The sequence below is a fragment of the Mycobacteroides franklinii genome (genome assembly GCF_002013895.1).
GTDB lineage: Bacteria > Actinomycetota > Actinomycetes > Mycobacteriales > Mycobacteriaceae > Mycobacterium > Mycobacterium franklinii.
Window position 1 is genome coordinate 37,957 of sequence record NZ_MAFQ01000015.1, and the last position, 22,513, is coordinate 60,469.

The window sequence follows — 22,513 nt, forward strand, 5'->3', positions numbered from 1 at the left end:
CTCCCCTTTATATTTGGCTTCGGTTGAGCAGCGAAAGGGATAGGTAAGTCGCTGTGCCCGCAGAGTCCCCAGTGATCTGCCGAGTTGTCGCGTTAGATCCGAGAACCTGACCGCAGCGCACGACATCACCTGCGTTGAGGTAGATGACGAACGAGTCGGACAGCGCCAACACGGGCACCTGTAAATCGATGCTTCCGTCACTCGAATTGGACCTCGAATACTGCTGCGGTATACCGAGTTTCGACACCACGGTGGTGCTGTTGATGAATATCGCCGGGCTTGCCGTTCCGGAGCTGTTGGTCGAGCTTGTATTGATGCTCGATTTGGTCGACAGTTTCGCCAGATACCATCCGCTCAACGACACCGTCATGGTTCCGTTTGCCAGGCTGCATGCGATATCCGGTGTCGCCGCCTGCACGACGTTATAGAAACTGCTCGGCAATACAGTCGTGCCCGTCGCGACCGTCACCGCCGCGGTGTTGGTGCGGGCCATCACGGCACCGGAACCCAAATAGATGGGTTCGACGTAGTCCGACAACGTGATAGCCGCAACCCGGAAGCTGTCGTAGGTGGTGGTCCCTTGGAACCATCCGTTGTTCACGGTGGCGCGCTGCATGACGAATCCGCCGCCGTATCGGGTGGTTGCGCCGAACGTTACTGCCGATGAGGTGACTGGCAGGACCGGGTTGCCGTTGATGCTCAGCGTCCATGTGGTGCCGACGTTGTGCACCTCGACCAGGGAGCCCTGCCCGAGCGTTCCCGACCAAGACCCGCCCGAGAATGGCGTGAACGTGATGCTGGCGCCCGACCGGGTGTAGCTGCCGATGGTCGCACTGCCGTTGTCGATCTTGAGGCAAGCGCCCGCCGTGTATCCCGAATCCGAGTGGAACAGATGGTATTCAGGAACGTTGGGCGATCCACCCTGATCGCCGAGCACCACGGCCAGGCTCTGATCGTCGGTGCTGTACTGCTTGTTGCAGGTGACCACGTAAGTGCCGTCTGGCCTGGAGGCTGCAATCCCGGCGTACCCGTTGTTGCCCCGCACTTTCAGATCAGCGCCGGTGAACTCGACGGGCAGGGCCGCACCGTCGGCGCCACCGAACACGGTGGTGTAGTTCAGGCCACCGCCGGCCGCGTTCTGCTGCCCTTGCGACTTGGCTAGCTGGGCGTTAGCCGCGGCTGCGGCGGCAGCGGCCTGGGCGGCGATCTGCGCGACTTGGATTGCTTGGTTCTGTGCCTGCAGGTTTGTGAACCCGGAACCGACGGCGCCGAGTCCATTTGCAATCGCATCGCGCACCGCGTTGAGGCCGGTCTGCGCTTCGGAGATGGCGCCTGTGATTGCTGACCCGGCGAGCTGCCCTGAGCTGTTAAGACTTTGAGTCTTGTTGCTGTTCCCGGCAAACCAGTCCTTGATGGCCTGGGTGATTGGGTCGGTGGCAGTGATGGCGCCGCCAGAAAGTATGTGCCGCAGTTGATCGAGCCAACTGTTGATATCGGGTAGGTCAGTGACCTTCGTCTGTGGCAATGTCGGAATGTTCCCCAGCCCGAGCAGGCCGAGTATCTCCGATGCTGTGATCTTTCCGTCGGCGGTAATTGCGGCGAATCGCTGCTCGAATTGCGCGATGTCGGAGTTGGCTTGGCCGCCGATCGTGTCGAAGAATGAGCGGAACTTCCCGAGTACCGGGCCCAGGTTCGACATCGCCGAGGTGACGTTGGAGAAGTGCACAGTGCCCGCGGTGGCGCCTTCGGTAACCACCAAGGTCACGGTCGCGGACTTCACCGACCCGTTGGTCGGCACCGTCCAGGATCCGGTCAGGCTGGCCCGCACCCATGCGGAGTCGGCTGCGACCGGCTGCAATTGCTTGACCACGATGTCGGGCAGCTTGTTGCCGTTAGCGTCGAATGGTGTGATGCACAGGCGGATCGGGTTTGATCCGGCTACCGCAGACAGTCCTTGCCACATCGCAGACACCGCAGCGTCGATTGTCTGCCTGGGGGCGACGTCGAACGGGTCCTTGACGCTAATCGCGTAGGCGTGGCCGTCGGCAGTGAGGTATATCGACTTCCCCGACAGATGACCGTTCTGGCCCGGGTCGTAATGCCAGTACGGGTTGTCCTCTACCACCGACGGGTCGGTGAAACCGCCTGCACCGGAAGTCAGGTCGGCCGCCACGTCGGCAATCCAGGCAGCTGGCAGCACGCCATTGAACAGCTTGCCTATGGCGCCCTGCAGAAGGCCTCCCAGGCTGGCTATGAAGGCCACCGGGCTTGCAAGGTCCAGGCCGGTCGCGTCCTTGATGCCCTTGATCCACTGCTGAAACACCTGCAATGGACTGAATTTCGGCAGTCGTGGCAGCGTCGGGTCGAGGCGCTGAGCCGGGTTGTGTGAAATCGCCGGTGGCGGCCCCAGATCAAACGAAGCTGGCATTGGCCACTCTCTCGGCGATCCCCTCGAACAGCCGCCAGTGGAAGTCGGTGGCAGGCCGCTTCAGTACCTCGCGCTCTGTCTGCGGGGACACCTCCGAGGGGTCCAAGACTCCGCGGTCATGCCACTGCGTCAGCACTAGGTGCTCTGCGGCGGCCTCGCGCTCGAAGCTCTCGCGCACCAACCACACGAGCTGCTCGTCGTCAGCTTCGGTGTGCTCGGCTACCAGCACGGGCACAACCGTTTTCAACTCACGGGTGTATGCCATTAGACTTCCCACCACTGCACGAACAGCTGTGCGTCCTGGCGGTTGAACGCGTACATACCGAGTAGGCCGTCGTTGACGAGATTGGCGGTCAGGGTGGCCTGTTGGCCGGCATTGATCAGCGCTATCTCGTTGTCCATCGTCATTGCCACGGTGGGCTCACCGGGTGTTGAGTAGTGGGGGGTGACGGTGGTTTCTTGCGCGACGGTGCCCTTGCCGCGGCCGATGATCTGTCCGTTCATGGGATCGCCTAGACGCACTTCGGCGCCAATTTTGAAGGGGTCCAAGATGTTCAGGTCAATGCCGAACGCTTTGAATTTGCCTGTCGCCGCCAACTTCACCGGGAATTCCCACACCGGCAGCTGATACGAGAGGATTGGTATCCGGCCGTTGATGATGTTGGTGACGTTGGTGAACGCGGCCTCTGGGATGGAGAATGCCCCGCTGCGCTTGCCGGTGAAGCTAGTTGGCTTCCACTTCCCTTGCTCCTCGTCCCAGGTGGGCACTTGGCCATCGGTCGGCGGCAGGGTGTTGTTGTAGTCCGTTGCCTGACGGATCGCGGCGGCCGGTCCGGGGATTCCTCGGGGCGCGGCGATCTTGAAATGTATGTGGGGGTTCTGGGCTGTGCCAGTGATTGTCGCGCTGGAGGTCTCGCTCGGTGCGAGCAGCTCCATGGAGATGGAGATCTGCGGTGTTGGGCCAGGGCGCCCGGGGTATCCGGCTGGGTGCGTGACGTACTCGATGCCGGTCCAGTAGTAGAGCAGATCCCCGATCCACCAGGTCTTGCCCTTGTCATCCAGGCCCAGGTTGGTGGGCAGCTGAGTCGGCTGGGTGATGGTGGGGTCGATCTGCATATCGACAGCAGGCGCCGCCGCGCCGGGCTCACCAGTGTCGCCTTTGAGTACAGGGACTGTGGCCACGATGTCGTTCGCGACGCCCTCGAAGGTGGCGGTGCGCAGGCCGGGCACTTCGCCGTCGGAGACGATGCCGAACACATGCATGGTGTTCAGCCAGTCCATGAGGTGCACGGGCGCACCGGGCAGTGGAGTCGTCACGACCAGTCTCCTTCGATACGTGGCTTGGTGTGCCAGGCGTTCATGGCGTCGAAATCAGGGAGCTCGGGCGGGATGGGCACGGGCCCTACAGCTGAGATCGGCTCGGGCGCACTGGGGTCATCGGCCCAATTGACGGGAACCCAGTCGATTACTCCCGGCAGTTGTCCGACTCGGTCCGGGATGGCGCGGCGTTTGATGATCGCCTTGTCGGGATGCACATCGCACCCAGCGCGAGCGAGGTGGAATGCGAAGCACACGCGCTGGTCGTCGGTCAGGTACATCACTTCCCCGCGGGGTCCGCGCGCGAACGCCAGAGCGTCGGTGATACGCGCCGCGGCGTCCAGGAGTTCCTGCGCCTTCGGGTCGCGTTCCTTGCCAGGCTCCACGTGGCCTCCTTGAGATGACGAACAGACCGCGGCGCCAGTTGGCGAGGCGGTTGAGAGTGATACGGGCTATCCGGCTATTGCCGCGCCGCCGATCAGGGATCCGATGGCGTTCCAGCCGTCAGCAAGGGCCTTCATGCCCGCCTCAAAGGGGTCGTGGTCGCGGGCCTTGCCGATGGTCAGATCTTGTGCCATGGGCGAGTTTTCGCTGACCGACCACTTCATGCCGCGGATGTTGTCGACGTAGTAGATGGCATCGACTTCCCACAGTCCGCGGTCTCCGATGAGGTAGTCGAATCCGTACACCCAGGGGTGCCCGTCGCGGGTGGTCATGGTGAAGGCCACCTTGGGCATGGTCTTGCTCATGCCCTGGCGGATCGTCAGCGCGCTGGACACCACCCAGGCGATGCCGTTGCCGGATTCGACGTGATCGATCAGCGCGTAGTCGTTGAGCCAGATCGCGACCTTGGGATTGCTCATCTTCTGCCACGAGAAGAACACGTCGTCGAGCTGGCCCTGGTAGATGTTGTCCAGGCCCGAGCTGCCCGGCTGCTGGTACGCACTACCCGGATATGGAATGACTTGCTCGAGCTGCGCGAGCCCGTATCGAATGCCAAACGTGATGGCCTGGTTCAAAATTGTCGGGCTGTGGCCGCCGGTCCAGATGGTGCGGGCGGTCCCGCGCTGCATCCTGTGCGCGCTGGTGATGATGCCTGAGTGCTTGCAGTCTCTCCACACCAGCGAGGGCTTCTCCGGTGCGACGCCGAGCAGCCGCCGGAAGAACGGGTCGGTGAGACCGTCGCCGTCGGAGTCCAGTGGCAGGATCACCTCGGTGATCGTGTCGTCGAGGATGGCGCCGATTGCGTTGAGCGCGCCATCGAAAGCCGTTCCCGTGGGTCCGGTTACGCCCGACTTGTCTTCGAAGGCCAGCACGATGCAGTTGCGGGTGGGGCGCGCCAGCTTCTCCCCCACGATCGCGGCGAGCTCGGGGTGCGGGCTGGTCTCGTCTTCCTCTAGCCACAGGTAGTCGATCAGAGCGACGCCCGTGTCATCCCCTAGTGGGGCGTGAATATCGTGCAGCATTTGCGCTTTCGCTGCGATAGGCACGATTCGCGACTGGTCCAGGATCGGGTTGACGAACTGGACTTGAATCGGCCAGTGCAGCGGCGAGAGGTTTCCGGCGCGGGTGGTCAGCCAGTGCACCGGATCGGCCCATGAGGTGATGAGTGCCAGGAATGGCCAGTACGTGCGCAACAGGTTCAGGAATGTGGTGAACGCCAGACCTGACCGAATGTTCTGGATCCAGATCCACGCCTTCATGGGCTGGAATTCGGGGGCCGAGATGGGCGTGGGAATCAGCGCGATGTGCTTGGCGTGCTCACGTAGCGACATCAGCTCCAGGTCGACCCAGTACGTGCCGTCTTCGTCTTTGACCGCGACTACCGCCTGAATGCGGTACCCGATGCGGGTTCTCCAGGATCGGATGTTCGGGTTGGGGTCGATCGCCAGGTGGAGGTCTTCGGTGTAGCGGGTGCCACGGGCCATGAGGTCGGCTAGCCAGTCGGCGCGGCGCACCCGGATCTTGCCCACACCGGTTTCGTCGAGCAGGCGCTCCCAGTCCCCGCTGCGGACCTGTCCGTGCAGCGTGCCCAGGTACTTGAGCTGCTTGTCGAGCACGCGCAGCAGGGGTGTTTGCTTCCCCGAGCGCCGCCACATCTCGCGACGACCGTCCAGGAGCCGGAACTTGGTGATCGGATCGGTTGGCGCGGTGATCATCCGGCCGGCCATCACGCCACCCCGCGCCGATACCACTGCGACATGACCATCGTGACCTTGCCGGCGGGATTGGTGTGGGTGACCTTGATATTGGCCATCGACTCCGAGGGAATTGGGGACATGAACCCCACCCCGCCCGGAACACGGCGCCCGATCGGGATACCGGCGTCGGCGTTGGTGATGTCACCGAGAATGAAATCAAGGATCTCGCTGTTGCGGATCAGCTTCCACAGCGCATTGTCGATCGGATCATGTTCGGAAGTAAGGGTTCTGGCTGATGGGTCGGTGTCCACCAGCACCATGCCGTCCTGCGGCAGGATCTCCAGCGGCACGATCCGATCTGTAATGCCGTCGGAAATGGTGACGTCGCCAGCGCCTTCGATGATGAACTTGGGCCACTGCTCGTAGTCGCCCTTGTTGGGCAGGTGCAGGATTCCGTGGTTGCGTCCGTTGATGGTCGCGTTCGCGGCGTCGTTGACCCATTCGCGTGTCAGGGCGCGCTTGGAGTAGAACGGGAACGGCGAGTGGATCGTCATCGCCGCCGAGGCGTAGTTGTTCCCGTATGCGTGTGGGTCGATCTCGACCTCGTCGAGGTTGGGCTCGCCGTTGCGCACCCGGGTCCAGCGCCATCCGTCGTAGCGGGTGAACTCGCCCCAGAATCCCATGGGTAGGTCCGAGTCCTCGGGCCAGTCGCGCCACCACTGCTGCTCAATCTGCCGAAGCGCCACGGCAGTATCGACGTACCGCAATCTGGAGACGGCGTTGAGGTGCGGGCCGAAATGCAGGCCCATATGGATCACGCGCTTGCCGTAGTCGGTGCGCTCCGGTTCCTCGCCGAGCATCCAGGGGCCCGAGGAGTACCGCTGGTTGAAGTCGACGCCAGTGTGGCCCTTGAGCTTTGGCGCGAGGATCACACCCCGGTCTCCCTTGAACCCGCCGGCAAGGTTGTAGATCCGCTCCCCGTCAGGCGAGACGTAGACGATCTTGGTCTGATTCGATTGGAGCTGAGACGCCCACTTGCCCATGTCGTTTTCGGACCACGTCGCAAATGAGGGCTCCGCGGTGCGATCCAGGATCGGGTCGTACTTGAGCCACTTGCTCATTTCTGCACCGTCCCGAAATTGCGACGCTGCGCAGCCATCTGGCGCGCGTCTACCTTGTTCAACATGTCGGTCGGGTTGACGCCCGAGATGTTGTAGGTGTCTCCCCCGCGTGGTGGCGCCTGCGTCGCGGCGGTCGCCGCGCTGGGGATGTTGACGCCGAGCCCGGCCATCGCGCCGCCTGCGACCTCGGATCCGAAGTTCAGCTCGCCACCACCCCCAGGGAGGTCCGAGTTGTCGGCGCCAGCCCACTTCTGTGCGTAGTTCAGGCCCCAGTTCAATGCGGCCATACCGGATTTGACGTTCGGCCATTCCATGGGATTGGAGAACACTGAGCCGTCGATACCGAGGCCTTGGAAGAGCCCGGAGATGATGCCCTGGCCGAGACCCTGGCCCATTCCGCCGCCAGCGGCATCGCCAGCGCCACCCGCCTCCTTGTCGGTGCCCTTGGCCTTCTTATCCAGCACTTCAGAGAGCTTCTGTTCGGCAACCGCCTGGCGGTCCTTCGCCGAGTCGAGGCGCCGCTGCGCGCCGTCGCGTTTCTTCTCGGCCGCCGCGCGCTTCTTGTCATCGGGTGCCGAATTCAATTCCGCGTTCGCGTCGTCGAGATCCTTCTGCGCCGCGGCCGTGGCCGCCTTGGTGCGGCGGACCGACGACTGCGCGGACATCACCTGCGATGTCGAAGCCCCTCCTCCGCCACCGGTGGTCTTGCCGTTGTCACCGCCGGCCAGCGCGATCCATGCCCGGCTAGGGAAGTCGCGAGCGCCCGCCGCGCCCCCGCCGAACTGGCCGTTGCCGCGCTTGCCGCCCATCTCGACGTTGACGTTGCCGCCCTCGGGATCGACGATGGTGCCCGCGGTGTGCCCTCCACCCGGGCCGCCGTTTTTCCAGCCGACCCAATACGCCGAGACCCCTGGGGGCGGATCTCCCATTTGGAACCCGCGCGCCGCGAGCGCGCTGCTCTCTGAGATGGTTGCGAATCGCCCTGTGCCGCCGCTGATCATGTTGGCGATCCACGATTGAGCACCTGAGCAGTCCGAGTTGGGTCCCGCTGGGGCGCCCCAGCCATAGGTCTGCCCTTCGATGCCGCTGGCCATGGCCTTGAGCTCGTCGACGGTGATGCCACCCTCGGCGAAGCTGGTGATCCCGAACCGTCGGGCAACCTCGCGCAGGATCGCGGTGCTACGGGTGCGCTTGGATGGCGCCAGCGGAATGTAGGCCTCTCCGCCAGTTTCCTGTTCGGCGAAGATCGTCCCCGCGCCCCGGCCGGCGTAGATATCGGCCGATTGCGGCTTGGAGATCTGACGGAGTCCACCGGTAGCCATCGCGATTGCGCCGAACATCCTCGGGAGCAGATTGGTGGCGAACGGGAACGGACCCGAAGGTGCCGAGGCGGTAGGAGTTACAGGCTGCGCTCCGATCAAGTTCTGCTGTTGCAGTTCGGTGGTGACCTTGACCGTCTTCGGATGGCTCACAAGGTCTTCGAGTTCCTGGCGCAGCGCACGCATCCGCTCGGCCGCATCGCTGTCGTCGACCCGGATCACCAAGTTCTTGCCGTCGGGCATCTGCTTAACGGTGTAGCCAATGGCATTCAGCTTGGCGATCTGCTCGGGCGAGTTGTCCTTCAGGACAATCTCGTGAGTGTCGGGCACTTCCTGCACCGCGGCACCGAGTGCATTGACGATCTTGGTGGTCTCGGCGGTGTCTTCGCCCCACTTGGCGATCCGATCCGATGCCGCGGTAGCGCGGTCGCCGAATTCGTCGACGGACTTCGCTGTGTCGCGCAGCCAGTCATTGACGCTACGGTCACTACCCCAACGCTGTAGCGCGTCGCCGATATCGGTCAGTCCGAGCGCCGAGAAGAATCCACCGATACCGCTTGACGCCGTTTTGATTCCGTCGACAAACTTCGCGATGAATCGCAGCCCATCGCCTAGGCCGCGTGCAATCGAGCCTGCCATCGAGGTGAACGCCGTGCCCACGGCCGCCGCGAATCGGATGATCTCGGGCTGGTGCTCTTTGACGAACCCTGACAGCTTGTCGACGGCGACCGTGATTTGTCCGAGCGCATCTGTGCCACTACCCATGAATGGAGCGATGATCGCCTCGCCGAGCCGGCCCAGGGCCGCGCCCATGTTCTTCATCGAGCCCTCGAAAGTGCCACCCATCTTCTTGGCGGCACCGCCAACGTTCTCGGAGATGACACGCTGGAACGTGGCGGCATCGACCTTTCCGCCCTCGACCATCTTGGACAGTTCGGCGCCGGTGACCTTGTATTCCTTCTGCAGCCACGCGAAGATCGGCAATCCTCTGTCGCCCAGCATGTTCAGGTCGTCGGTCATGGCCTTGCCAGACGTCTGCACCTTATTGAAGATGTGGCCCATATCCCCCAGGTCGGCACCCGCGATAGCAGCAGCATCGGCGACGGTATTGAGATACTTCGCCAGATCCTCGCCCGGCTTGACCCCAGCAGCGACTGCGGTTGCCGCTGTCGAGGCAGCCTCGTCCATAGAGAACGCAGTGCCCTTCACCGACGCCTGGGCGGCCTGCATGATCTGCGCGACCGCGGTGGCATCGTTACCGAGCGCCTCCAGCTTGAATCGAGTGGCGTCAAGGCTCTTGGCCCGATCAAATCCCGCCGAAAGTGTCTTGTATGCAACGCCGGTGACACCGAGGGCGATTGCGGCAGGGCCAGCAGCACGCGCGATTGCGCCGAGTATGCCGGCCGTCGCCAGTCCGCCACTGCTGCTCGATCCGCCACCTGGCAGATCGACATTGATCGGTGCATTGACCTTGGGGGCATTGACTTTTGCGTTGGCGAGCTGCTGGGAGAACTTCTGCACCCACTGGCGTCCAGCCTCGCCGCCGAGCCGCTGCACGGTCCCGACGACCGGACGCAACCCCACGCCGAGCGCGGTGCCCAACGCTGCGCCGGTCCTCTCGCCTAGGCTTCTGCCCAGGTTCCGATCGATCTGCTGCGCAGCTCGCTTGGCGCCCTTGCCGGCGGCGTCTTCGAGCTCCTTGGCGATCTTGTTACCAGCCTGCGTGCCGGCCCCGGTGACCTCGCGATCCATGTCGCGCTTGAGGTTCTTGCCCGATACCGCGAGGGATATCCACAAGGTTTCGATCTCAGACAATGATCAGCCTCCTTGCAGCATCGCGCGGAATTCGGGGGATGTTAGCGTGTCGATCGCCGGTTCCCAATCGACCGGTTCGACTTCCTCGACGCCGTGGATCAGCTCTCGCAGCGTTAGGCGTTCGGGTATTGGGAGGTCTGCGCGGCCCTTGAAATGGACTGCGGCGTATCGCCAATGCAATTCGGCGATTTCATTGAGCAGCTCCGCGCCAATCTGGGCCTCGATCGACATGCCTTCGGTGCGGTCATGGTGGATGGCGGTCAGCGGAGGTGCTTTGGTGACGTATGCCCACAGTCCGCGCCAGCCGAGGTCGTCGAAGACCAGATGATCGGTGAGCAGATCGCGCTCGATGGCGTCGATGTGCTCGAATGTGATCTCGGCTAGCTGGCGGATTTTCCCAGTGACAGACCGTCATCGGCGTCGGGGGTGGTGCTGGTGCCCGCCTTCATCCACGACTGAAACAGGTCATCGATCGGGTCGTACTCGTAGTCATCGGTATCGAGTACAGCCGCAGCTACCCGGTCCAGCACCACATCGACCACGGGGCAACCGCCGCGCATGATGGTCGTAAACTCGACTTCGGACGTGGACTCGGCGTGCCTGAGCTTCCACAGCAGCGTCTTGGAGAACACCGCGCCGAAAGGCCTCAGCGCCACCGTGGTTCCGTCACGGAACGTGTGCCGGTACAGCTCGACGCCTTCACCGTAGTGCGCCGACCAGTCGTAGTCCGCCGCGCCCGGCAGCGGCCCCGCGGGCTCATCATCCTTGGGAGCTTCCGGGGTATCGGTCTGCGCCTCGGTTACCTCGGTGGTCTCTGCTTCCTCGACGACGGTCTCGGCATCCTCGGCGGCAATCTTGTGGGTTGGCGGGTTTTGGTTCTTTGTCATGTCAATCACCTTGTTTCACCTTGGTTTTTGTGTGACCACCCCGCGCCGCCCAAGGTGTAAACGGCGCGGGGTGGGGTACAGGATTAGGCGACAGCTACGGTGCCGCCGGTCAGGTCGGTGCCGTCGACGGAGACGGGCGCCACGCCGGCGGTGGTGATCTTGACCGTGTAGGGCCCACCGGCGGTGCCGGTGACTGTGGCGGACTTGACGTTCGCCAGCGCGGCCACGGCCGACTGGAATGCCGCCTGCGTCGAGTTGTAGGCGATCTCGGCCGCCAGGTCCGCGACCTTGAAGTCGAAGGTGCCGGCGGTCGGCGGGCCCGACAAGGTCACGGTGTACGTGGACTCGATGAGCTTGTCGTCGCGCTCGGTGTAGTCGTAGAACGTGTTGCCTGCCAGATCGGGGAAAAGGTCGTACGTGAGCTGGTGCACGGTCCAGTCCTTCGACTGCCACACCTCGTCGCCGGTCTCACTCACCTGCGCATCGGGCAGGCAACGACGCTTACGGTCGGCACCATCGAAGGTGTCGATGATGTAGGCGAAGTGCGGCAGGATGTCCGAGTTCGACACCGCGGCGATGAGGGTGCCGTGCTGCGCGGTGGCTTCAGTGACGGTGACGTTGGCCTTACCGAAGTACTCCTCCATCACGCGCGGGTTCTTCGGCTCGATGAACGTCAGCTTGAGCGTGTCGTCCTTGCCGTTCTGAACCGAGCGAACCTTGTCGCCATTCCAGTCCTTCTTCTTCTCGGTGTCGCGCTTGGTGGTGCTGGTCACGCCTTCGTCGGAGACGCCACCCAGCCGGGGATCCCAGTTGGGGATGACGGGCCGGGGGGTCCACGGGTCGGTAGGCAAGATGGTGCCCAGCGGATACCGGTAGATGCCGCCGGTTGCCTTCGGCACCCAGACGCCGGTGTTGCGAACATTGGTGTGCGCCACTGTTTTTCCTCCTTGGGAGTGCGCCCGAGTGGGCACGACAAATGCCCCCAGCCGCGGCGCGGGAGGGGGTTACCTTGGACTGTGATTACTGAGTCACGCTGGACTGAACCGTCCAGGAGACATTGACCTGATACCGCGAATAGGTCGGGAGATCAGGGTCTTGCGATGGATAGGGGCCATGCAGCTCACACGGCTCGGTGATCGGATTATCGTTGGCGAGAATGATGTTGGGCGCAGCGCGCAGAATCGCCCCAAGCTTGCCCGCCGTTTCGGCACAACGGATCTCGTCAGTCTCGTCGTACACCTGACCGACCACGGTGGCGGTCATCACGCGCAGGCACCGTTCCGTTCCGGGCAGTGCGAACAGGCGGATGTAGCGCTTCGGCAAGGGATTGCCGCTGATCTGGTGCGAGCTGATCTTCACGCCCGAGATGCCATGGGCGGCCAGCTCTTGCAGGGCCATCGCTCTCGCGAGTGCGGTCAGGTCGTCGAACTCGACGAGATCAACCGCCACTGGAGGCCGCCCTCAGTAGTGCCTGCGTCCGAGCCTCGTGGTTGACCGCGCGCGGGCCGGTGGTCTTCACCCGGGAACGCGCACGCTTCTCGTCGGACGCCTCGACTGCCTCGTAATACAGGCCATCGAATTCGGGTGACGTGGTCGACGGCACCTCATTGGCCTTGGCCGCCAACCGCAGAGCGCGCTCATAGACTTCGGCCTTGACGTTCGGCGATGTCATCAGCTTGCGAATCGTGGCCAGGCTGACGGAGAACTTCGCGGCCATATATCAACCCACCCATTTCAGCGCGATGACAAGGCGGTCCGGCGAGAACCCCCATGGCCCATGGTTGTAGTCCTCGGGGATACCGATCACCTCGAATTTGCGGCCCTCGACGGTGAACTTGTCCCGATGATCAACCGGGACAGCCACATCGACCACCAGCACCAGATCAGCGATGACCCGCTCGCCACCGGTGGGTGGTCCGGCGGGCTCGCTCGACGTGGGGGTCCACCAGACACACGGCACCGAGACGGGTTGTGCCCATCCCGGTGTCGCGTTGCCATGTGCGTTCTCGTCACCAGCGGTGTAACGCTCGTGCGAGCACGTGAACGGAAGCGGGAAATACCGCGCCAAGCTCACCATTTCGACGTCGGAACGTTTCCGGCTAGACCGCTGCACCGGTAGGGGCGCAACTTCAATCGGTCCTTCTTGGAGAGCCAAGGCTCCCCATCGGTCCGGTCCGTGTCGATCTTCCTGTTCACCTGAAACGGCCCCATCACGGCGTTGACCGATTCCACTGTGGGGTCGGGACTTTCACCGGGGCCGTACTTCAGTCCGAACACGCGGGCGACCATACGAGCTGTCACCCGTACCACCGCACCGGGAACCGGGTCTGGGGTGCAGCGCAGAAAACCGATCACGAGGTCTGACGCTTCTTCGAGAAGATCGTCTACGCGGTCCTGCTCGTCAGTCGTCAGATCCCGACCGAGCCGGGCCTCTACGTCCGCGTCGGCTGCCAGCACCGTCGGTCTCCTTGTCCTCGGAGGTCAGGTGATCGCCCACGCTCGCACCGTCCGGGACGGTGTCGCCGGCCGAAAGGACGACGACACCCCCCTCGGTGTGGACGTAGACGACGCCTTCCAGGTCGTCACGGATCTTCATCAGAGGACCGTGGCGACCATCGAGGCGACCGGGTTGACCATGATCGGCATCGCGATGGCGTTGGAATGCACCCACACGCCGATCGGGTCCTTGGTCTTCCAGGCGCCGACGACCAGGCCGGGCTGGTCAGCGTCGCCGATGCCGTACTCGGGCTCGGATGCCTCCAGGGTCTGCCCGTAGAAGGTTGCGCCGAGCTCGTTGCTGCCTTCGGGGTCGACCGGCGCGGGCAACAGGTGGATCTTGTTGTCCGACAGGAGACGCGTGCCGCGGACCTTGCGGTCGAACAGCACGATCGGCGGCAGGCCGTACGAGGACAGCACGGCGTTGACCGCCTCCACCGACACGATGCTGGGGGTACCGGCGGTCGTAGCGACCAGCGCCCGGATACCCTCGGCGCGCTGCAGTGCGGCCAAGACGCGCTTGGAGGTGACCAGCGCACCCGGTGCGCTGCCCTGGTTGGCGTCGGCGTATGCCTCGGTCCAGGTGATCAGATCCTCGACGGGCTTGGCGCCGGTGGCCGACCATAGAGTTGCCGCAGTGACGGAGTTCCCGGCCGGGCGGCCGAAGTTCACCGTCTGCACGACGTTGTTCTCGTTGATGGCCAGCGAGCCGGTTTCGAGCACCTGCCCGCGAGCGACTTCGAGGCGGTCGACGACTGCGTTGGCGACACGCTTGGCCGCCTTCTGGATACCGCCCAGAACGATCGCGAGCGAGGTGTTACCCCGCATGCGGATCTGGTCGTACTCCGAGACTCGCTCCTTGAGACCCAGGGGCAGCAGTCCGAAGAGCTTCTCCTCAGCCTTGCCACCGGAACCGATGGGGGTCTCGGCGTCGAACGAACGGTACTGCGCCAGAGCGCCGTTACCGTCCTCGCCGACAATGGTCTTCACGACGACGTCGGGAACCGAGGTGTTCGGCAGCCAGCGGGCCAGCGTGCCCTTTGTGCGCTCCACGTCCTCGACGGCAGCGCGGGCGAAGCCGGTGAGCTCCGCGGGGGTGATGGCGTCAGTCCACAGCATGATTACGCCTCCAGAACGAACAGGCCGCTGGTCGTCGCATCAGCGGCGACCGGAGACGGCAACTTGGACAGGATGATCCGGCCGTGCCAGATGCCCGGGAACGTCAGGTTCCCGCCATCGGCGCGTACCGACTGGTCGGTAAACACGAACCCGGCCAGCACCTTCGCGGCGGCAGAACCGGCTGCGTCGTAAGGCACTGCGAGTCCACCGGCGACCGCGAACGGCTCACCGGACTTGATGACGCCGGCAGTGGTCTTGGAGGTCCATGCGGACGGGTCCAGGGTTGCTGACTTGGGGGTTTCGGTGCCGTGTCGCGAACCGAGCCAGGACTGGTCGCCTGCACCGACAGACTCAGTGCGCGGGGCGAGCTGGGTCATGGTGTCACTCCTTTCAGAGTGGTTGTGCAGGCGGCCCGCCTGCGGGGTTTATTTCTTCTTGGATTCCTCGTACTGCGCACGCCCGGATGCGATCGATCCGCCGTTCCCCTTGGAGGGGTTGCCTTGCTGCGGATTCGGCTGGGGCCCGGGAGTGCCGAGAAGCGGTAGCAGCTCCTCGATTTCGGCATCCAGCTCTTCGTCGGTCGTGCCGACGAGCTTGGTCGCCAGAGCCTTCGGCAGGCCCTTGTCGATGCCGTACGACACGCGCTGGGCAGCGGCCTTGTCCTTCTCGGCCGTTGTGCGCGCCTCGATCTCGGCGTCCAGCTTGCCCTGCAGCTCGTCGAGCTTCTGCTGCCATTCAGGCTGACCGTCACTCTTGGCCGCGGCGAGTTTCTGGTTGGCAGTATCGAGCTGCTTCTGCAGATCCTCCACCTTGGCATCAGATGCGGCACGGGCGTCGCGCTCCGATTTCAGTGCCTTCTTACCGGCGTCGCCCAACGGCTCGTCGGGATCGGGATCGGGTTCAGGCGTGGGGTCTTCGGGATTCGGCGGGTCTTCCGACGCACCGACTACTGGCCAGATAGGGCCGCGCTTGCCGAAGCCGAGAGCCTGAAATCCGGTCGCCGGATGAACAGGCAGGGTTGACATGGACATGGGGGTTCCTCCATCGCAGAGGTAATCCGGTTGGCCTCGCGCCTTCCGGGGGTCTAGGCGTGCATCAGGTCCATACGGCGCACGATCTCATTGACGTCGATCGCGCCGTACTTGCCCAATGTCTTTCCATCACTGCGGGCTTCGCGCACCGCACGTATGTAGTCCTGCTCCCACTGTTCGGTGTACGGGGCAGGTTCGTACGACTGACCCGGCCGAACCATCACGGGTACGCAATGGCAGTGGTCATGGAATCTGTCGCCGAGAGCTTGAGTCCCGCGCTGCTGGCCGCCGCGTTGATCTCCGACGCTCTTGCCGCGCTTGGACGCCTGTCGCTGCGATCGATACACCGATCGGCGCTCCAACGCTTCATCGCGGGTCATCTGCCCGCGCGCAATCGCGCGCCGGTCGGTGACCTCCAGATCGACGCTGCGCCCGACGACGCGCCGCGCTGATTCCTCGGACCTGTACACCGCGCCGCGGGTGGCGAGCATCCTGCAGAAGCCGCAAGCGTTCGCCGAGGCGTGGCGTGCCCATCGCGCTCCGGGTTCTGCGATTACGTTCTCGAAGACCGTTTCTCGCAAGCCGTCCATCAGCCCTCGCTGGCCCGCGCCGGATAGTAAGGAGATTGCCTTCTCTCCTGCCCCCACATTCAGCGCCCATACAGCCGATTCGGCCAGGCGAGCCTCCGGGGGCAACTCACCCACGGTGGCTTGATAGTTGGATGTTGACGGGAGCGAGTCGTACCACTGCGCCCCAATCTCGGCCGCCGCCGACGAGTAGGGCAACACCAACTCGAGGAAGGCGTCTATGACGAAGGCCCGGAACTGATCCGAGGGAAGGTCGGCGGCTGCGTTCCATGCCGCCAACAGGTCCGAGTCGAACGCCTTGCCGAGCTCGGCAAGGATCTCTTGGACCTCGGTCGGCGTCACTTACTCGCCCTGCGGAGGCTGTTGGGGCTGTTTGCGGGCGCGGAGGATGGCCGTTAGGTCGGTCACCGAGGCTGTACGCCTGTCGCGCTCCAGTTGCCGCTGCTCCTGCTGGGAGAGCCCGATGCGGTCCCAGGTGACCGTCGAATCCGGCGGCAGCACCTTGGCGGCGATGAGCTTGGATGCCTCGTCGGCGGATGCCGCGCGCGTGGGTGTCGCGGCGTCGCGCCACTTCGGGCTCACCTCGCGGAAGACAACGGGATCCACAGATCCGTCGCGTAGCAGTAGTGCCAGGTAGGCGATCTCACGCCACGCCAGGCTAAATGAGGTCTGCCGGCGCTCGGCGCGCTTCACGAGCCGGTATTCCTGCTGGCGAATCGAGTCGGCGCTCGACGGGTTGTCGGTGACGAACCCCAGGTACGGCGCGGGGATGCCCGCCTCGGCAGCGAGAAGCTGCGAGTAGCAACGAATCTGGTCGATGTACGGCGTGGGAGGCGCGGGCCGGAACTCGTGCAGCTTCGGCTCGACGACGTTGCCGTCGTCGTCCACCTGCGGCGGAATCGCATTCATGCGCCCTGCGGTGGACGACCATCCGGCGCGACGGTTCTCCTGCTGGGTATTCTTCTCGCTCATCCCGAACACCGCGGGGTCGGTGTTGAGTGCCGTCCACTTCGGAGACGTGTAGAACTCGCGGTTGATCTCCATACCGAGCAGGGTTCGGATCGCGGCGTCGGTGTAATAGACAACCGCACGGGTGATCTCGGAGCGGCCACGGATGTCAGAGGCGCGCTCCCGGTTCACCAGCTGCGCCAGCGGCACGCGGTTCAGCTTGTGAGGGTCTCGCCGGGTGACGACAAGCTCACCGCGCACACGCTCGAAGTTGATGGTCTCGTTCGGTAGATACAGCGTCTCCATGATCGGCACGCCGTTCTCATCGCGGGTCTGCGAGAGGCCAGACTTGGCACGGCGTAGCCGGTAATCCCATTCGACGGTGCATGATTCGGACGACTCGACGGTCACCAGTATCTCGGGCTCACCCGCGGACTCATCGCCCTTGCCCGCCGCGATGAATCCAGCACCGCAGATCAGGGTGTCCAAATGCCCGCGGCCCGACTCGACCACGAGGTCGTTGTCGATCATCACGTCCTGCAGTGCCAGCTGGTCGGCGCCGGTCCAGCCGAGGAAGTCGAGGCGTTCCTCCAGGACGTCCACGGTGGTGCCAGGCCATCCCGCTACGGCGCGCACGAAGTCGGAGAGGCCCTCCGGGGCGGCGATTCCCAGATCCTCCGCGGCGTGCTTGGCCTCATACAGAGCGGACTTCTGACGGTTCTTGACGTTCACCCGGTTCAGCTGGGCGCGCAGTGCCCGCGCGGCGTCGCGCTCAGACTCACCCAGTTTCAGGGTCGGCAGTGCGATGGCGACGACGGGAGAGTCTGGTGTTGCCAACGTCATCCGGTCACCGCCTTCCTAGGCTGTCGTTTCCCCCGCTTGGGGTTGTGCTTCTCGGAGGCGGCGAATAGCGCGAGGCTGGCAGCGACTGCCTGGTGGATTACCGAGGTGGAGTCCTTGCGGTCCCAGCCCCAGCCCCCGGCCTCGCCGATCGATCGCTTTCGCCCGTTCTTGACTGCGTCCGTGAGCGTCTTTTGCCCGCCGTGCGTGAGCGTGTTGGAGTTCGCGCGGGTCTCGAACAACATGCAGCCCTTGCCCATATCCCTCGCGGTCCCCCGCCGCACCTTGCACCCCCGGGCCTTGAGCTCGGGAATCATCTGCGCGGCTGGCGACAGGTCATCGATCACGATCTCGATGCGCCTACCCGCTGCGGTGGCTACCCAGTCGATCGCCGCGGCGACATCGCGGCCTGCCCACACTTCCTCGACGTGAGCGGATTCGCCTTCCATCCAACAGCCGTTGACCGAGATGTCACCGCCGTGCGACATGTCGACGCCGATGCCGTTGGGCGCCAAGCTCCCGGCGGGTCCGACGTCAACCAACTCTCGCCACTGACTTGACGTGACGATGGGCTTATGGCGGTTGATCTCGTCCCAGATGCCCAGCGCCTCACGGTTCCAGGAGTCATCTGACTTGAGCTTCTTGCGCAAGCGCAGCATCGCGCGCTCGCTGGTGCGGTGCGGGAATGAGCCATTGGCCTTGCGCCACTGCACACGGTCCATCGGATCGCACCCGCGGTCCGCGCTCATCTCGATGTAGAGCGTGCCCTCGGACTCACCGTCCAGCGCTTCCTGACGGAGCAGGGAGAAGAACTCCCCGTCATCCTTCGGGCGCGGCGGCGTGCCCATGACGAACGTCAGGGGATCCTTCGCCACGTTCTGCGTGGCGCCCATGTCCTCGAGCGTCGACTCGGGCAAGATCTGGCCCTCGTCGAAAACGATCACATCGACGTCAGTGCGACCACGTCCGAACCCGGATTCACGGGCACCGAACTCGATCGATGACCCGTTGTGGAACCAGATCGACTCATCGCCCTTGCCGCGCAACACCTGCCGGACATGCGGGGCAACCTTGGGCCGCTGAGACATGCCGTCGAACTGCCGGAACGTCTCGGCCGAAGTGGACTTGCGGTGCGCCGTCCAGATCACCTTGAGCCCAGGGTTGATCAGGCACAGGGCGAAGATGATGCACGCGATTAGGTAGGTCTTGCCCACCTGTCGCGGAATCGACAGGACGATGGTGTCCGAGGCGTAGGTGCCGTCCGCCTGCCGCGCCAGAATCAGTCGGCCGGCGCCATCCTGCCAGCCGTCAAATCCCCAGCCGAGCCGCCTGCAGGTGTCGCGTACCTTCGGCCAACTCGTCGAGGCGATCCCACTCGGCGCGATGACGTGCCGAGCGACCTCGGATAGCGGCCGATTGTCAGTAGCCGGTGCCGTCCCAGGTTTCGTCATCAGTGTTCGCGATCACCGACTTATCTTCGTCCTCGGCGACCTCGATAGCCTCGATCTCCCTGCCGATTTCGAGCTGGCGCCGCGACAGCGCAGCTAGATCCCGGGCGGGAGTGTTCGGGTCATCCATGGCCTTGGCGAGCCGACGGCGCATGGCCTTGAGCTCGTCGATACGCGAGCCGTTCTCGGCAGACTCCAAGATCGTCTTGGGCCGCTTGGTCTCGGAATTCTCCGCCGGCTGCCCGGGCGCCTCCCCGGTATCGGGCACGGCGCGCAGCTTCGCCGTCGACTTGCGTGGCGCCGCGGTCTTACGAGGCGTCACGAGAAAGCACCAACCTGCCGGCCTCCCACCGCCATGCGGTCGACAGCATGCCGCTGTGGGGACCGGCCGTCGAGACCAGGTCTTCCCATTCCTGCTCGGTGCACTCGATCTGGCGAACGCCGATGATCTCGTGACCGCCCCATTCGTCCTGAAAGTCAACGCTGAGCCAGTCATTCGCCGCCTGGTGGACCTTGAATGGCCGGTCGGCGTGGTTGCCGCTGAAAATGCGCACCGCGGCCTCCTTTTGGAAAAAACGAATGGGGGGTATGCGCCTATGCCAGGAGGGGCGACCGGGTAGGGGGTGGGAGGGTCATCCCCCCAGGGTCTCGCTCTCACCCGTCTGGTTGTCCGTGTCGCTGTCGATCAGCCGCCCGATGAGAAGTTCCTTGCCCTCGCAGTCATCGGCGAAATGAGCGGGCTGCAGCTCCCATCGGAATACCCCGTTGGCCGCAGTCGTATTGAGCTGCATGCCGTCGTTGTCTCGCGTGATGTTCAGGCGAACACCGCGCCAGTCCATCCCGCCCTCTGCCTCTACCTGCGCGGCGTACTTGACCGGGATCGTCGTGGCATTCGGGATGTCGTAGAGATCGACCGTGCCGTCGGGGTTGTCTCGAAACATGGGAATGTCGGGGCGTCCGTACTCCGAGGTGAAGTCGTCATCCTCGACGCGTATCTCGATGCTCTCGGTCATCACTTGGACCACCAGTTCCTCTCGGTCACGAACGTGACGCCAGGCTGGTAGACCAGCTTGTCCGACTTCTCGCGGTTGTGAACCCGGTGTGCCGGGACGATGTTGTCGAGCGTGTCGCTTCCGCCCTTGGCCAATGGGATGACGTGGTCGATGGTGAAGCTCAGAGGATCGAGGTAGTGGGCCTCGTAGTCGATGGGCTCACCGCACCAGTGACAAGGCGGCTCGGGACCCAAGGGGCTGGGCTCCAACCCCTTGGCGATGATACGGCGGTGCTTGTCGCGGGTAGTGGTGTTGCGCTGGATCATCACGCCCTCCCCTCGGCGTGTCGTACAGCTCAGTCGTTGACGACGCCGATCGCGTGAAAATCTCTCCGCATGTTCACCGAGAGACAGAGAGCTGACATGGCCAGGCAGTTGTTTGGCAACGACACACGGAGCGGACTGGAATGAGTACCCGCGATGTTTCACGATGTTTCACGCGAGCATTTCCGCAGGTAGAAGGCTTAAGGATATGTCGGACCCTAGGGCTAGACTTACTTCCCGTACCTCCCCTCGAACGTCTAGCCCCACAAGCCAACCGGCGCGTAATTGACCCGGCTAGGGAACGAGAGGAGGTGAGATATGGGTAGGCGGAAAAAGGAAGCCCCGCCGATCTGGGCAATGCTGAATTGCCTGGTTCAGATGGCGAGGCTCCTACTCGAGCTCCATGTCCAGCACTGGCTCTAAGAAGCCAGTCGGTAGGCGGTCCGTTGCAGCGGGCCGCCTACTGCTGTTTGGTGCATATATAGCGTATACGGCCTGGTGAGCATCCTTCAAGCCCGCAATAAAAGGACCACGTTTCGAATGGTCCGTTCACATGCCTCAATGTGAGCCTTGTCGCGATAGACCTCGGCCCATCAGGCGGGTCGGAATTGGTGCTTCTGCAGCCACAGCTGCATGGACAGCGTTGAGTGCCCGTCGGCCGAGGCGACGTCGGTGTGGATGACCCCGAGCCACTCGCCGGTGGTGAGGCGGACCCAGGCCACCTGATGACCGGGCTGCAGCGAGGCGATTTTCAGTCCGTGCTTGCGGGCGTCCGGCGGTGCGAGTCCCACGGGGTTTCCGACTGATAGCCAGACCTGGTTGGTGAAGATCAGGACGGGCCGGTCCATCTGGTGCAGGATCTTCACCCCGGGCGGATCGGACCAATTTTCGAACATGAGTTCGATTCTATGTCCGGGCCACCGACACGAAAAGACCCCCGCCGAGCTGTGCGACGAGGGTCCAAGTGTCAAGTAGGCCTAACGGCATCAGCCTACCAGCGGAGTCGCACCTAAGGTCAACTACCGACGGCGTGTCTCACCAGCGTTTACGTGGAGATCAGCTGCTGCGCGCGCTGAAACGACAGGCCGAGGACATCGCCGACATCGCGCACGGCGACACCACGGGCAGCGAGGTCGCGGGCGAGCGCCTGGGCTTCATCGCGGGAAGCTGCGGCGTACCTCTCCCCCAGCTCGCGGTCGGTGCGGACCTTCTCAGCGCGGGCCGAGACGTCGAGCTCGTCGACCGAGATGGAGATGCTCAGCTCCACCTCCGAGGGCGCGACGTCGGTGACCGTGCAGATGAAGTCGCGGGCCTGGGTGGGGACGTCGGACAGGCGGCGGGCCTGGGTGACGTCGCTCAAGTTCTCAGCACCGGAGGCGTCCTTGAATCCCCTGAGTGCGGGAACGTGGATCATCCACCACTTGCCGTCGCGGGTGACCTTCACGTCGTAGGTGGCCATCACTTCTCCTCCTTGCAGTTCTTCTCGCACAGGTCGATTGCCTCATCGACCTGTCGGTGCACCCCGGCGCTGATCTCACGATGGCCGGTGTCCACCGACACCGTGTAGCGCCCGTGCGAGCAGGTCCAGACGGTGTGACCGCCCTTGCCGTCCCGCATTGTGAAGCCAGCTCGCTTGAGCTGCTTGACGATTACTCGGGTGGGCGCCGGTGCGATCATGAATATAGTCTAACCCGATAGACA

The 22,513-nt window shown here is 63.9% G+C and carries 29 protein-coding genes; 1 reads left to right on the forward strand and 28 read right to left on the reverse strand.

Features of this window, described 5'->3' with window-relative positions:
* Positions 1-7: 7 nt before the first annotated feature.
* The 8 genes from B4393_RS28165 to B4393_RS22490 all read right to left on the reverse strand — a co-directional run bounded on the left by B4393_RS28165 (position 8) and on the right by B4393_RS22490 (position 10,372).
* The gene (locus B4393_RS28165) at positions 8-2,428 is read right to left on the reverse strand and encodes a hypothetical protein (protein WP_236743225.1); all 2,421 of its coding nucleotides are present in this window, start codon (positions 2,426-2,428) and stop codon (positions 8-10) included.
* Positions 2,412-2,693 carry a hypothetical protein gene (locus tag B4393_RS22460; RefSeq protein WP_062912516.1) on the reverse strand — a complete coding sequence of 94 codons (282 nt, stop codon included), beginning with the start codon at positions 2,691-2,693 and terminating at the stop codon, positions 2,412-2,414. Before B4393_RS22460 ends, B4393_RS28165 begins: the two co-directional genes overlap by 17 nt.
* Positions 2,693-3,745, reverse strand: a complete 1,053-nt coding sequence (locus B4393_RS22465; RefSeq protein ID WP_078336042.1) for a phage tail protein — start codon at positions 3,743-3,745, stop codon at positions 2,693-2,695. The genes B4393_RS22460 and B4393_RS22465 overlap by 1 nt, the downstream gene beginning before the upstream one ends.
* Entirely contained in the window at positions 3,742-4,131 is a 390-nt protein-coding gene (locus tag B4393_RS22470; protein WP_078336043.1) for a phage gene 29 protein family protein, read from the reverse strand. The genes B4393_RS22465 and B4393_RS22470 overlap by 4 nt, the downstream gene beginning before the upstream one ends.
* 66 nt (positions 4,132-4,197) lie before the next feature.
* On the reverse strand, positions 4,198-5,916 hold the full coding sequence (locus B4393_RS22475) for a Gp37-like protein (protein ID WP_078336044.1): 1,719 nt from the start codon (positions 5,914-5,916) through the stop codon (positions 4,198-4,200).
* Positions 5,916-7,007 carry a hypothetical protein gene (locus B4393_RS22480; RefSeq protein WP_078336045.1) on the reverse strand — a complete coding sequence of 364 codons (1,092 nt, stop codon included), beginning with the start codon at positions 7,005-7,007 and terminating at the stop codon, positions 5,916-5,918. The genes B4393_RS22475 and B4393_RS22480 overlap by 1 nt, the downstream gene beginning before the upstream one ends.
* Positions 7,004-10,141 (reverse strand): tape measure protein, encoded by a 3,138-nt coding sequence (locus B4393_RS22485; protein ID WP_078336046.1) that lies wholly within the window; start codon positions 10,139-10,141, stop codon positions 7,004-7,006. The genes B4393_RS22480 and B4393_RS22485 overlap by 4 nt, the downstream gene beginning before the upstream one ends.
* Positions 10,142-10,144: 3 nt before the next feature.
* Positions 10,145-10,372 carry a hypothetical protein gene (locus B4393_RS22490; protein ID WP_236743226.1) on the reverse strand — a complete coding sequence of 76 codons (228 nt, stop codon included), beginning with the start codon at positions 10,370-10,372 and terminating at the stop codon, positions 10,145-10,147.
* A gap of 15 nt (positions 10,373-10,387) precedes the next feature.
* Here B4393_RS22490 and B4393_RS27680 point away from each other — a divergent pair, with 15 nt between their 5' ends.
* Positions 10,388-10,525: a hypothetical protein gene (locus B4393_RS27680; RefSeq protein WP_157901322.1), complete on the forward strand. Its 138-nt coding sequence runs from the start codon at positions 10,388-10,390 to the stop codon at positions 10,523-10,525.
* On the opposite strand, the gene B4393_RS22495 is transcribed toward B4393_RS27680, so the two are convergent.
* From B4393_RS22495 to B4393_RS22585, 20 genes are all read right to left on the reverse strand, one after another.
* On the reverse strand, positions 10,522-11,028 hold the full coding sequence (locus B4393_RS22495) for a hypothetical protein (RefSeq protein ID WP_078336048.1): 507 nt from the start codon (positions 11,026-11,028) through the stop codon (positions 10,522-10,524). The two genes, B4393_RS27680 and B4393_RS22495, sit on opposite strands and share 4 nt — an antisense overlap.
* A gap of 83 nt (positions 11,029-11,111) precedes the next feature.
* On the reverse strand, positions 11,112-11,963 hold the full coding sequence (locus B4393_RS22500; RefSeq protein WP_078336049.1) for a hypothetical protein: 852 nt from the start codon (positions 11,961-11,963) through the stop codon (positions 11,112-11,114).
* Between the two features lie 85 nt (positions 11,964-12,048).
* Entirely contained in the window at positions 12,049-12,477 is a 429-nt protein-coding gene (locus tag B4393_RS22505; RefSeq protein ID WP_078336050.1) for a hypothetical protein, read from the reverse strand.
* Positions 12,467-12,745, reverse strand: coding sequence for a hypothetical protein (locus B4393_RS22510; RefSeq protein ID WP_078336051.1), 279 nt, complete (start codon positions 12,743-12,745; stop codon positions 12,467-12,469). Before B4393_RS22510 ends, B4393_RS22505 begins: the two co-directional genes overlap by 11 nt.
* Positions 12,746-12,748: 3 nt before the next feature.
* Positions 12,749-13,105, reverse strand: a complete 357-nt coding sequence (locus B4393_RS22515) for a hypothetical protein (protein WP_078336052.1) — start codon at positions 13,103-13,105, stop codon at positions 12,749-12,751.
* On the reverse strand, positions 13,099-13,485 hold the full coding sequence (locus B4393_RS27885; protein WP_057970214.1) for a hypothetical protein: 387 nt from the start codon (positions 13,483-13,485) through the stop codon (positions 13,099-13,101). Before B4393_RS27885 ends, B4393_RS22515 begins: the two co-directional genes overlap by 7 nt.
* The gene (locus B4393_RS27690) at positions 13,430-13,624 is read right to left on the reverse strand and encodes a hypothetical protein (protein ID WP_083070037.1); all 195 of its coding nucleotides are present in this window, start codon (positions 13,622-13,624) and stop codon (positions 13,430-13,432) included. Before B4393_RS27690 ends, B4393_RS27885 begins: the two co-directional genes overlap by 56 nt.
* Positions 13,624-14,643: a major capsid protein gene (locus B4393_RS22525; RefSeq protein WP_199345596.1), complete on the reverse strand. Its 1,020-nt coding sequence runs from the start codon at positions 14,641-14,643 to the stop codon at positions 13,624-13,626. The genes B4393_RS27690 and B4393_RS22525 overlap by 1 nt, the downstream gene beginning before the upstream one ends.
* A 2-nt stretch (positions 14,644-14,645) precedes the next feature.
* Positions 14,646-15,020: a potassium transporter gene (locus B4393_RS22530; protein ID WP_078336053.1), complete on the reverse strand. Its 375-nt coding sequence runs from the start codon at positions 15,018-15,020 to the stop codon at positions 14,646-14,648.
* A 48-nt stretch (positions 15,021-15,068) separates the two neighbouring features.
* Positions 15,069-15,674 carry a hypothetical protein gene (locus B4393_RS22535; RefSeq protein WP_078336054.1) on the reverse strand — a complete coding sequence of 202 codons (606 nt, stop codon included), beginning with the start codon at positions 15,672-15,674 and terminating at the stop codon, positions 15,069-15,071.
* Between the two features lie 53 nt (positions 15,675-15,727).
* Complete coding sequence (locus B4393_RS22540; RefSeq protein ID WP_078336055.1) at positions 15,728-16,603, reverse strand: VG15 protein; 876 nt, start codon at positions 16,601-16,603, stop codon at positions 15,728-15,730.
* Positions 16,604-18,052 carry a phage portal protein gene (locus B4393_RS22545; protein ID WP_078336056.1) on the reverse strand — a complete coding sequence of 483 codons (1,449 nt, stop codon included), beginning with the start codon at positions 18,050-18,052 and terminating at the stop codon, positions 16,604-16,606.
* Positions 18,049-19,500: a terminase large subunit domain-containing protein gene (locus B4393_RS22550; protein WP_078336057.1), complete on the reverse strand. Its 1,452-nt coding sequence runs from the start codon at positions 19,498-19,500 to the stop codon at positions 18,049-18,051. Before B4393_RS22550 ends, B4393_RS22545 begins: the two co-directional genes overlap by 4 nt.
* Complete coding sequence (locus tag B4393_RS22555) at positions 19,469-19,819, reverse strand: hypothetical protein (protein WP_204985573.1); 351 nt, start codon at positions 19,817-19,819, stop codon at positions 19,469-19,471. The genes B4393_RS22550 and B4393_RS22555 overlap by 32 nt, the downstream gene beginning before the upstream one ends.
* The gene (locus B4393_RS22560) at positions 19,806-20,051 is read right to left on the reverse strand and encodes a hypothetical protein (RefSeq protein ID WP_078336058.1); all 246 of its coding nucleotides are present in this window, start codon (positions 20,049-20,051) and stop codon (positions 19,806-19,808) included. The genes B4393_RS22555 and B4393_RS22560 overlap by 14 nt, the downstream gene beginning before the upstream one ends.
* 78 nt (positions 20,052-20,129) lie before the next feature.
* Positions 20,130-20,510, reverse strand: a complete 381-nt coding sequence (locus B4393_RS22565) for a hypothetical protein (protein WP_062912535.1) — start codon at positions 20,508-20,510, stop codon at positions 20,130-20,132.
* Positions 20,510-20,815, reverse strand: a complete 306-nt coding sequence (locus B4393_RS22570) for an HNH endonuclease (RefSeq protein ID WP_078336059.1) — start codon at positions 20,813-20,815, stop codon at positions 20,510-20,512. Before B4393_RS22570 ends, B4393_RS22565 begins: the two co-directional genes overlap by 1 nt.
* A gap of 590 nt (positions 20,816-21,405) precedes the next feature.
* Positions 21,406-21,708 (reverse strand): hypothetical protein, encoded by a 303-nt coding sequence (locus tag B4393_RS22575; RefSeq protein WP_078336060.1) that lies wholly within the window; start codon positions 21,706-21,708, stop codon positions 21,406-21,408.
* Between the two features lie 149 nt (positions 21,709-21,857).
* Positions 21,858-22,271 (reverse strand): hypothetical protein, encoded by a 414-nt coding sequence (locus B4393_RS22580; RefSeq protein ID WP_078336061.1) that lies wholly within the window; start codon positions 22,269-22,271, stop codon positions 21,858-21,860.
* Positions 22,271-22,489, reverse strand: coding sequence for a hypothetical protein (locus B4393_RS22585; protein ID WP_078336062.1), 219 nt, complete (start codon positions 22,487-22,489; stop codon positions 22,271-22,273). Before B4393_RS22585 ends, B4393_RS22580 begins: the two co-directional genes overlap by 1 nt.
* Between the last annotated feature and the right edge of the window lie 24 nt (positions 22,490-22,513).

Coding starts and splice junctions, on each gene's coding strand:
- B4393_RS28165 (WP_236743225.1), bottom strand. CDS start 2,428: ATGCCAGCTTCGTTTGATCTGGGGCCGCCACCGGCGATTTCACACAAC.
- B4393_RS22460 (WP_062912516.1), bottom strand. CDS start 2,693: ATGGCATACACCCGTGAGTTGAAAACGGTTGTGCCCGTGCTGGTAGCC.
- B4393_RS22475 (WP_078336044.1), bottom strand. CDS start 5,916: ATGGCCGGCCGGATGATCACCGCGCCAACCGATCCGATCACCAAGTTC.
- B4393_RS22480 (WP_078336045.1), bottom strand. CDS start 7,007: ATGAGCAAGTGGCTCAAGTACGACCCGATCCTGGATCGCACCGCGGAG.
- B4393_RS22490 (WP_236743226.1), bottom strand. CDS start 10,372: ATGTCGATCGAGGCCCAGATTGGCGCGGAGCTGCTCAATGAAATCGCC.
- B4393_RS27680 (WP_157901322.1), top strand. CDS start 10,388: ATGGTGGATGGCGGTCAGCGGAGGTGCTTTGGTGACGTATGCCCACAG.
- B4393_RS22495 (WP_078336048.1), bottom strand. CDS start 11,028: ATGACAAAGAACCAAAACCCGCCAACCCACAAGATTGCCGCCGAGGAT.
- B4393_RS22510 (WP_078336051.1), bottom strand. CDS start 12,745: ATGGCCGCGAAGTTCTCCGTCAGCCTGGCCACGATTCGCAAGCTGATG.
- B4393_RS22515 (WP_078336052.1), bottom strand. CDS start 13,105: ATGGTGAGCTTGGCGCGGTATTTCCCGCTTCCGTTCACGTGCTCGCAC.
- B4393_RS27690 (WP_083070037.1), bottom strand. CDS start 13,624: ATGAAGATCCGTGACGACCTGGAAGGCGTCGTCTACGTCCACACCGAG.
- B4393_RS22525 (WP_199345596.1), bottom strand. CDS start 14,643: ATGCTGTGGACTGACGCCATCACCCCCGCGGAGCTCACCGGCTTCGCC.
- B4393_RS22530 (WP_078336053.1), bottom strand. CDS start 15,020: ATGACCCAGCTCGCCCCGCGCACTGAGTCTGTCGGTGCAGGCGACCAG.
- B4393_RS22535 (WP_078336054.1), bottom strand. CDS start 15,674: ATGTCCATGTCAACCCTGCCTGTTCATCCGGCGACCGGATTTCAGGCT.
- B4393_RS22545 (WP_078336056.1), bottom strand. CDS start 18,052: ATGACGTTGGCAACACCAGACTCTCCCGTCGTCGCCATCGCACTGCCG.
- B4393_RS22550 (WP_078336057.1), bottom strand. CDS start 19,500: ATGACGAAACCTGGGACGGCACCGGCTACTGACAATCGGCCGCTATCC.
- B4393_RS22565 (WP_062912535.1), bottom strand. CDS start 20,510: ATGACCGAGAGCATCGAGATACGCGTCGAGGATGACGACTTCACCTCG.
- B4393_RS22570 (WP_078336059.1), bottom strand. CDS start 20,815: ATGATCCAGCGCAACACCACTACCCGCGACAAGCACCGCCGTATCATC.
- B4393_RS22575 (WP_078336060.1), bottom strand. CDS start 21,708: ATGTTCGAAAATTGGTCCGATCCGCCCGGGGTGAAGATCCTGCACCAG.
- B4393_RS22580 (WP_078336061.1), bottom strand. CDS start 22,271: ATGGCCACCTACGACGTGAAGGTCACCCGCGACGGCAAGTGGTGGATG.
- B4393_RS22585 (WP_078336062.1), bottom strand. CDS start 22,489: ATGATCGCACCGGCGCCCACCCGAGTAATCGTCAAGCAGCTCAAGCGA.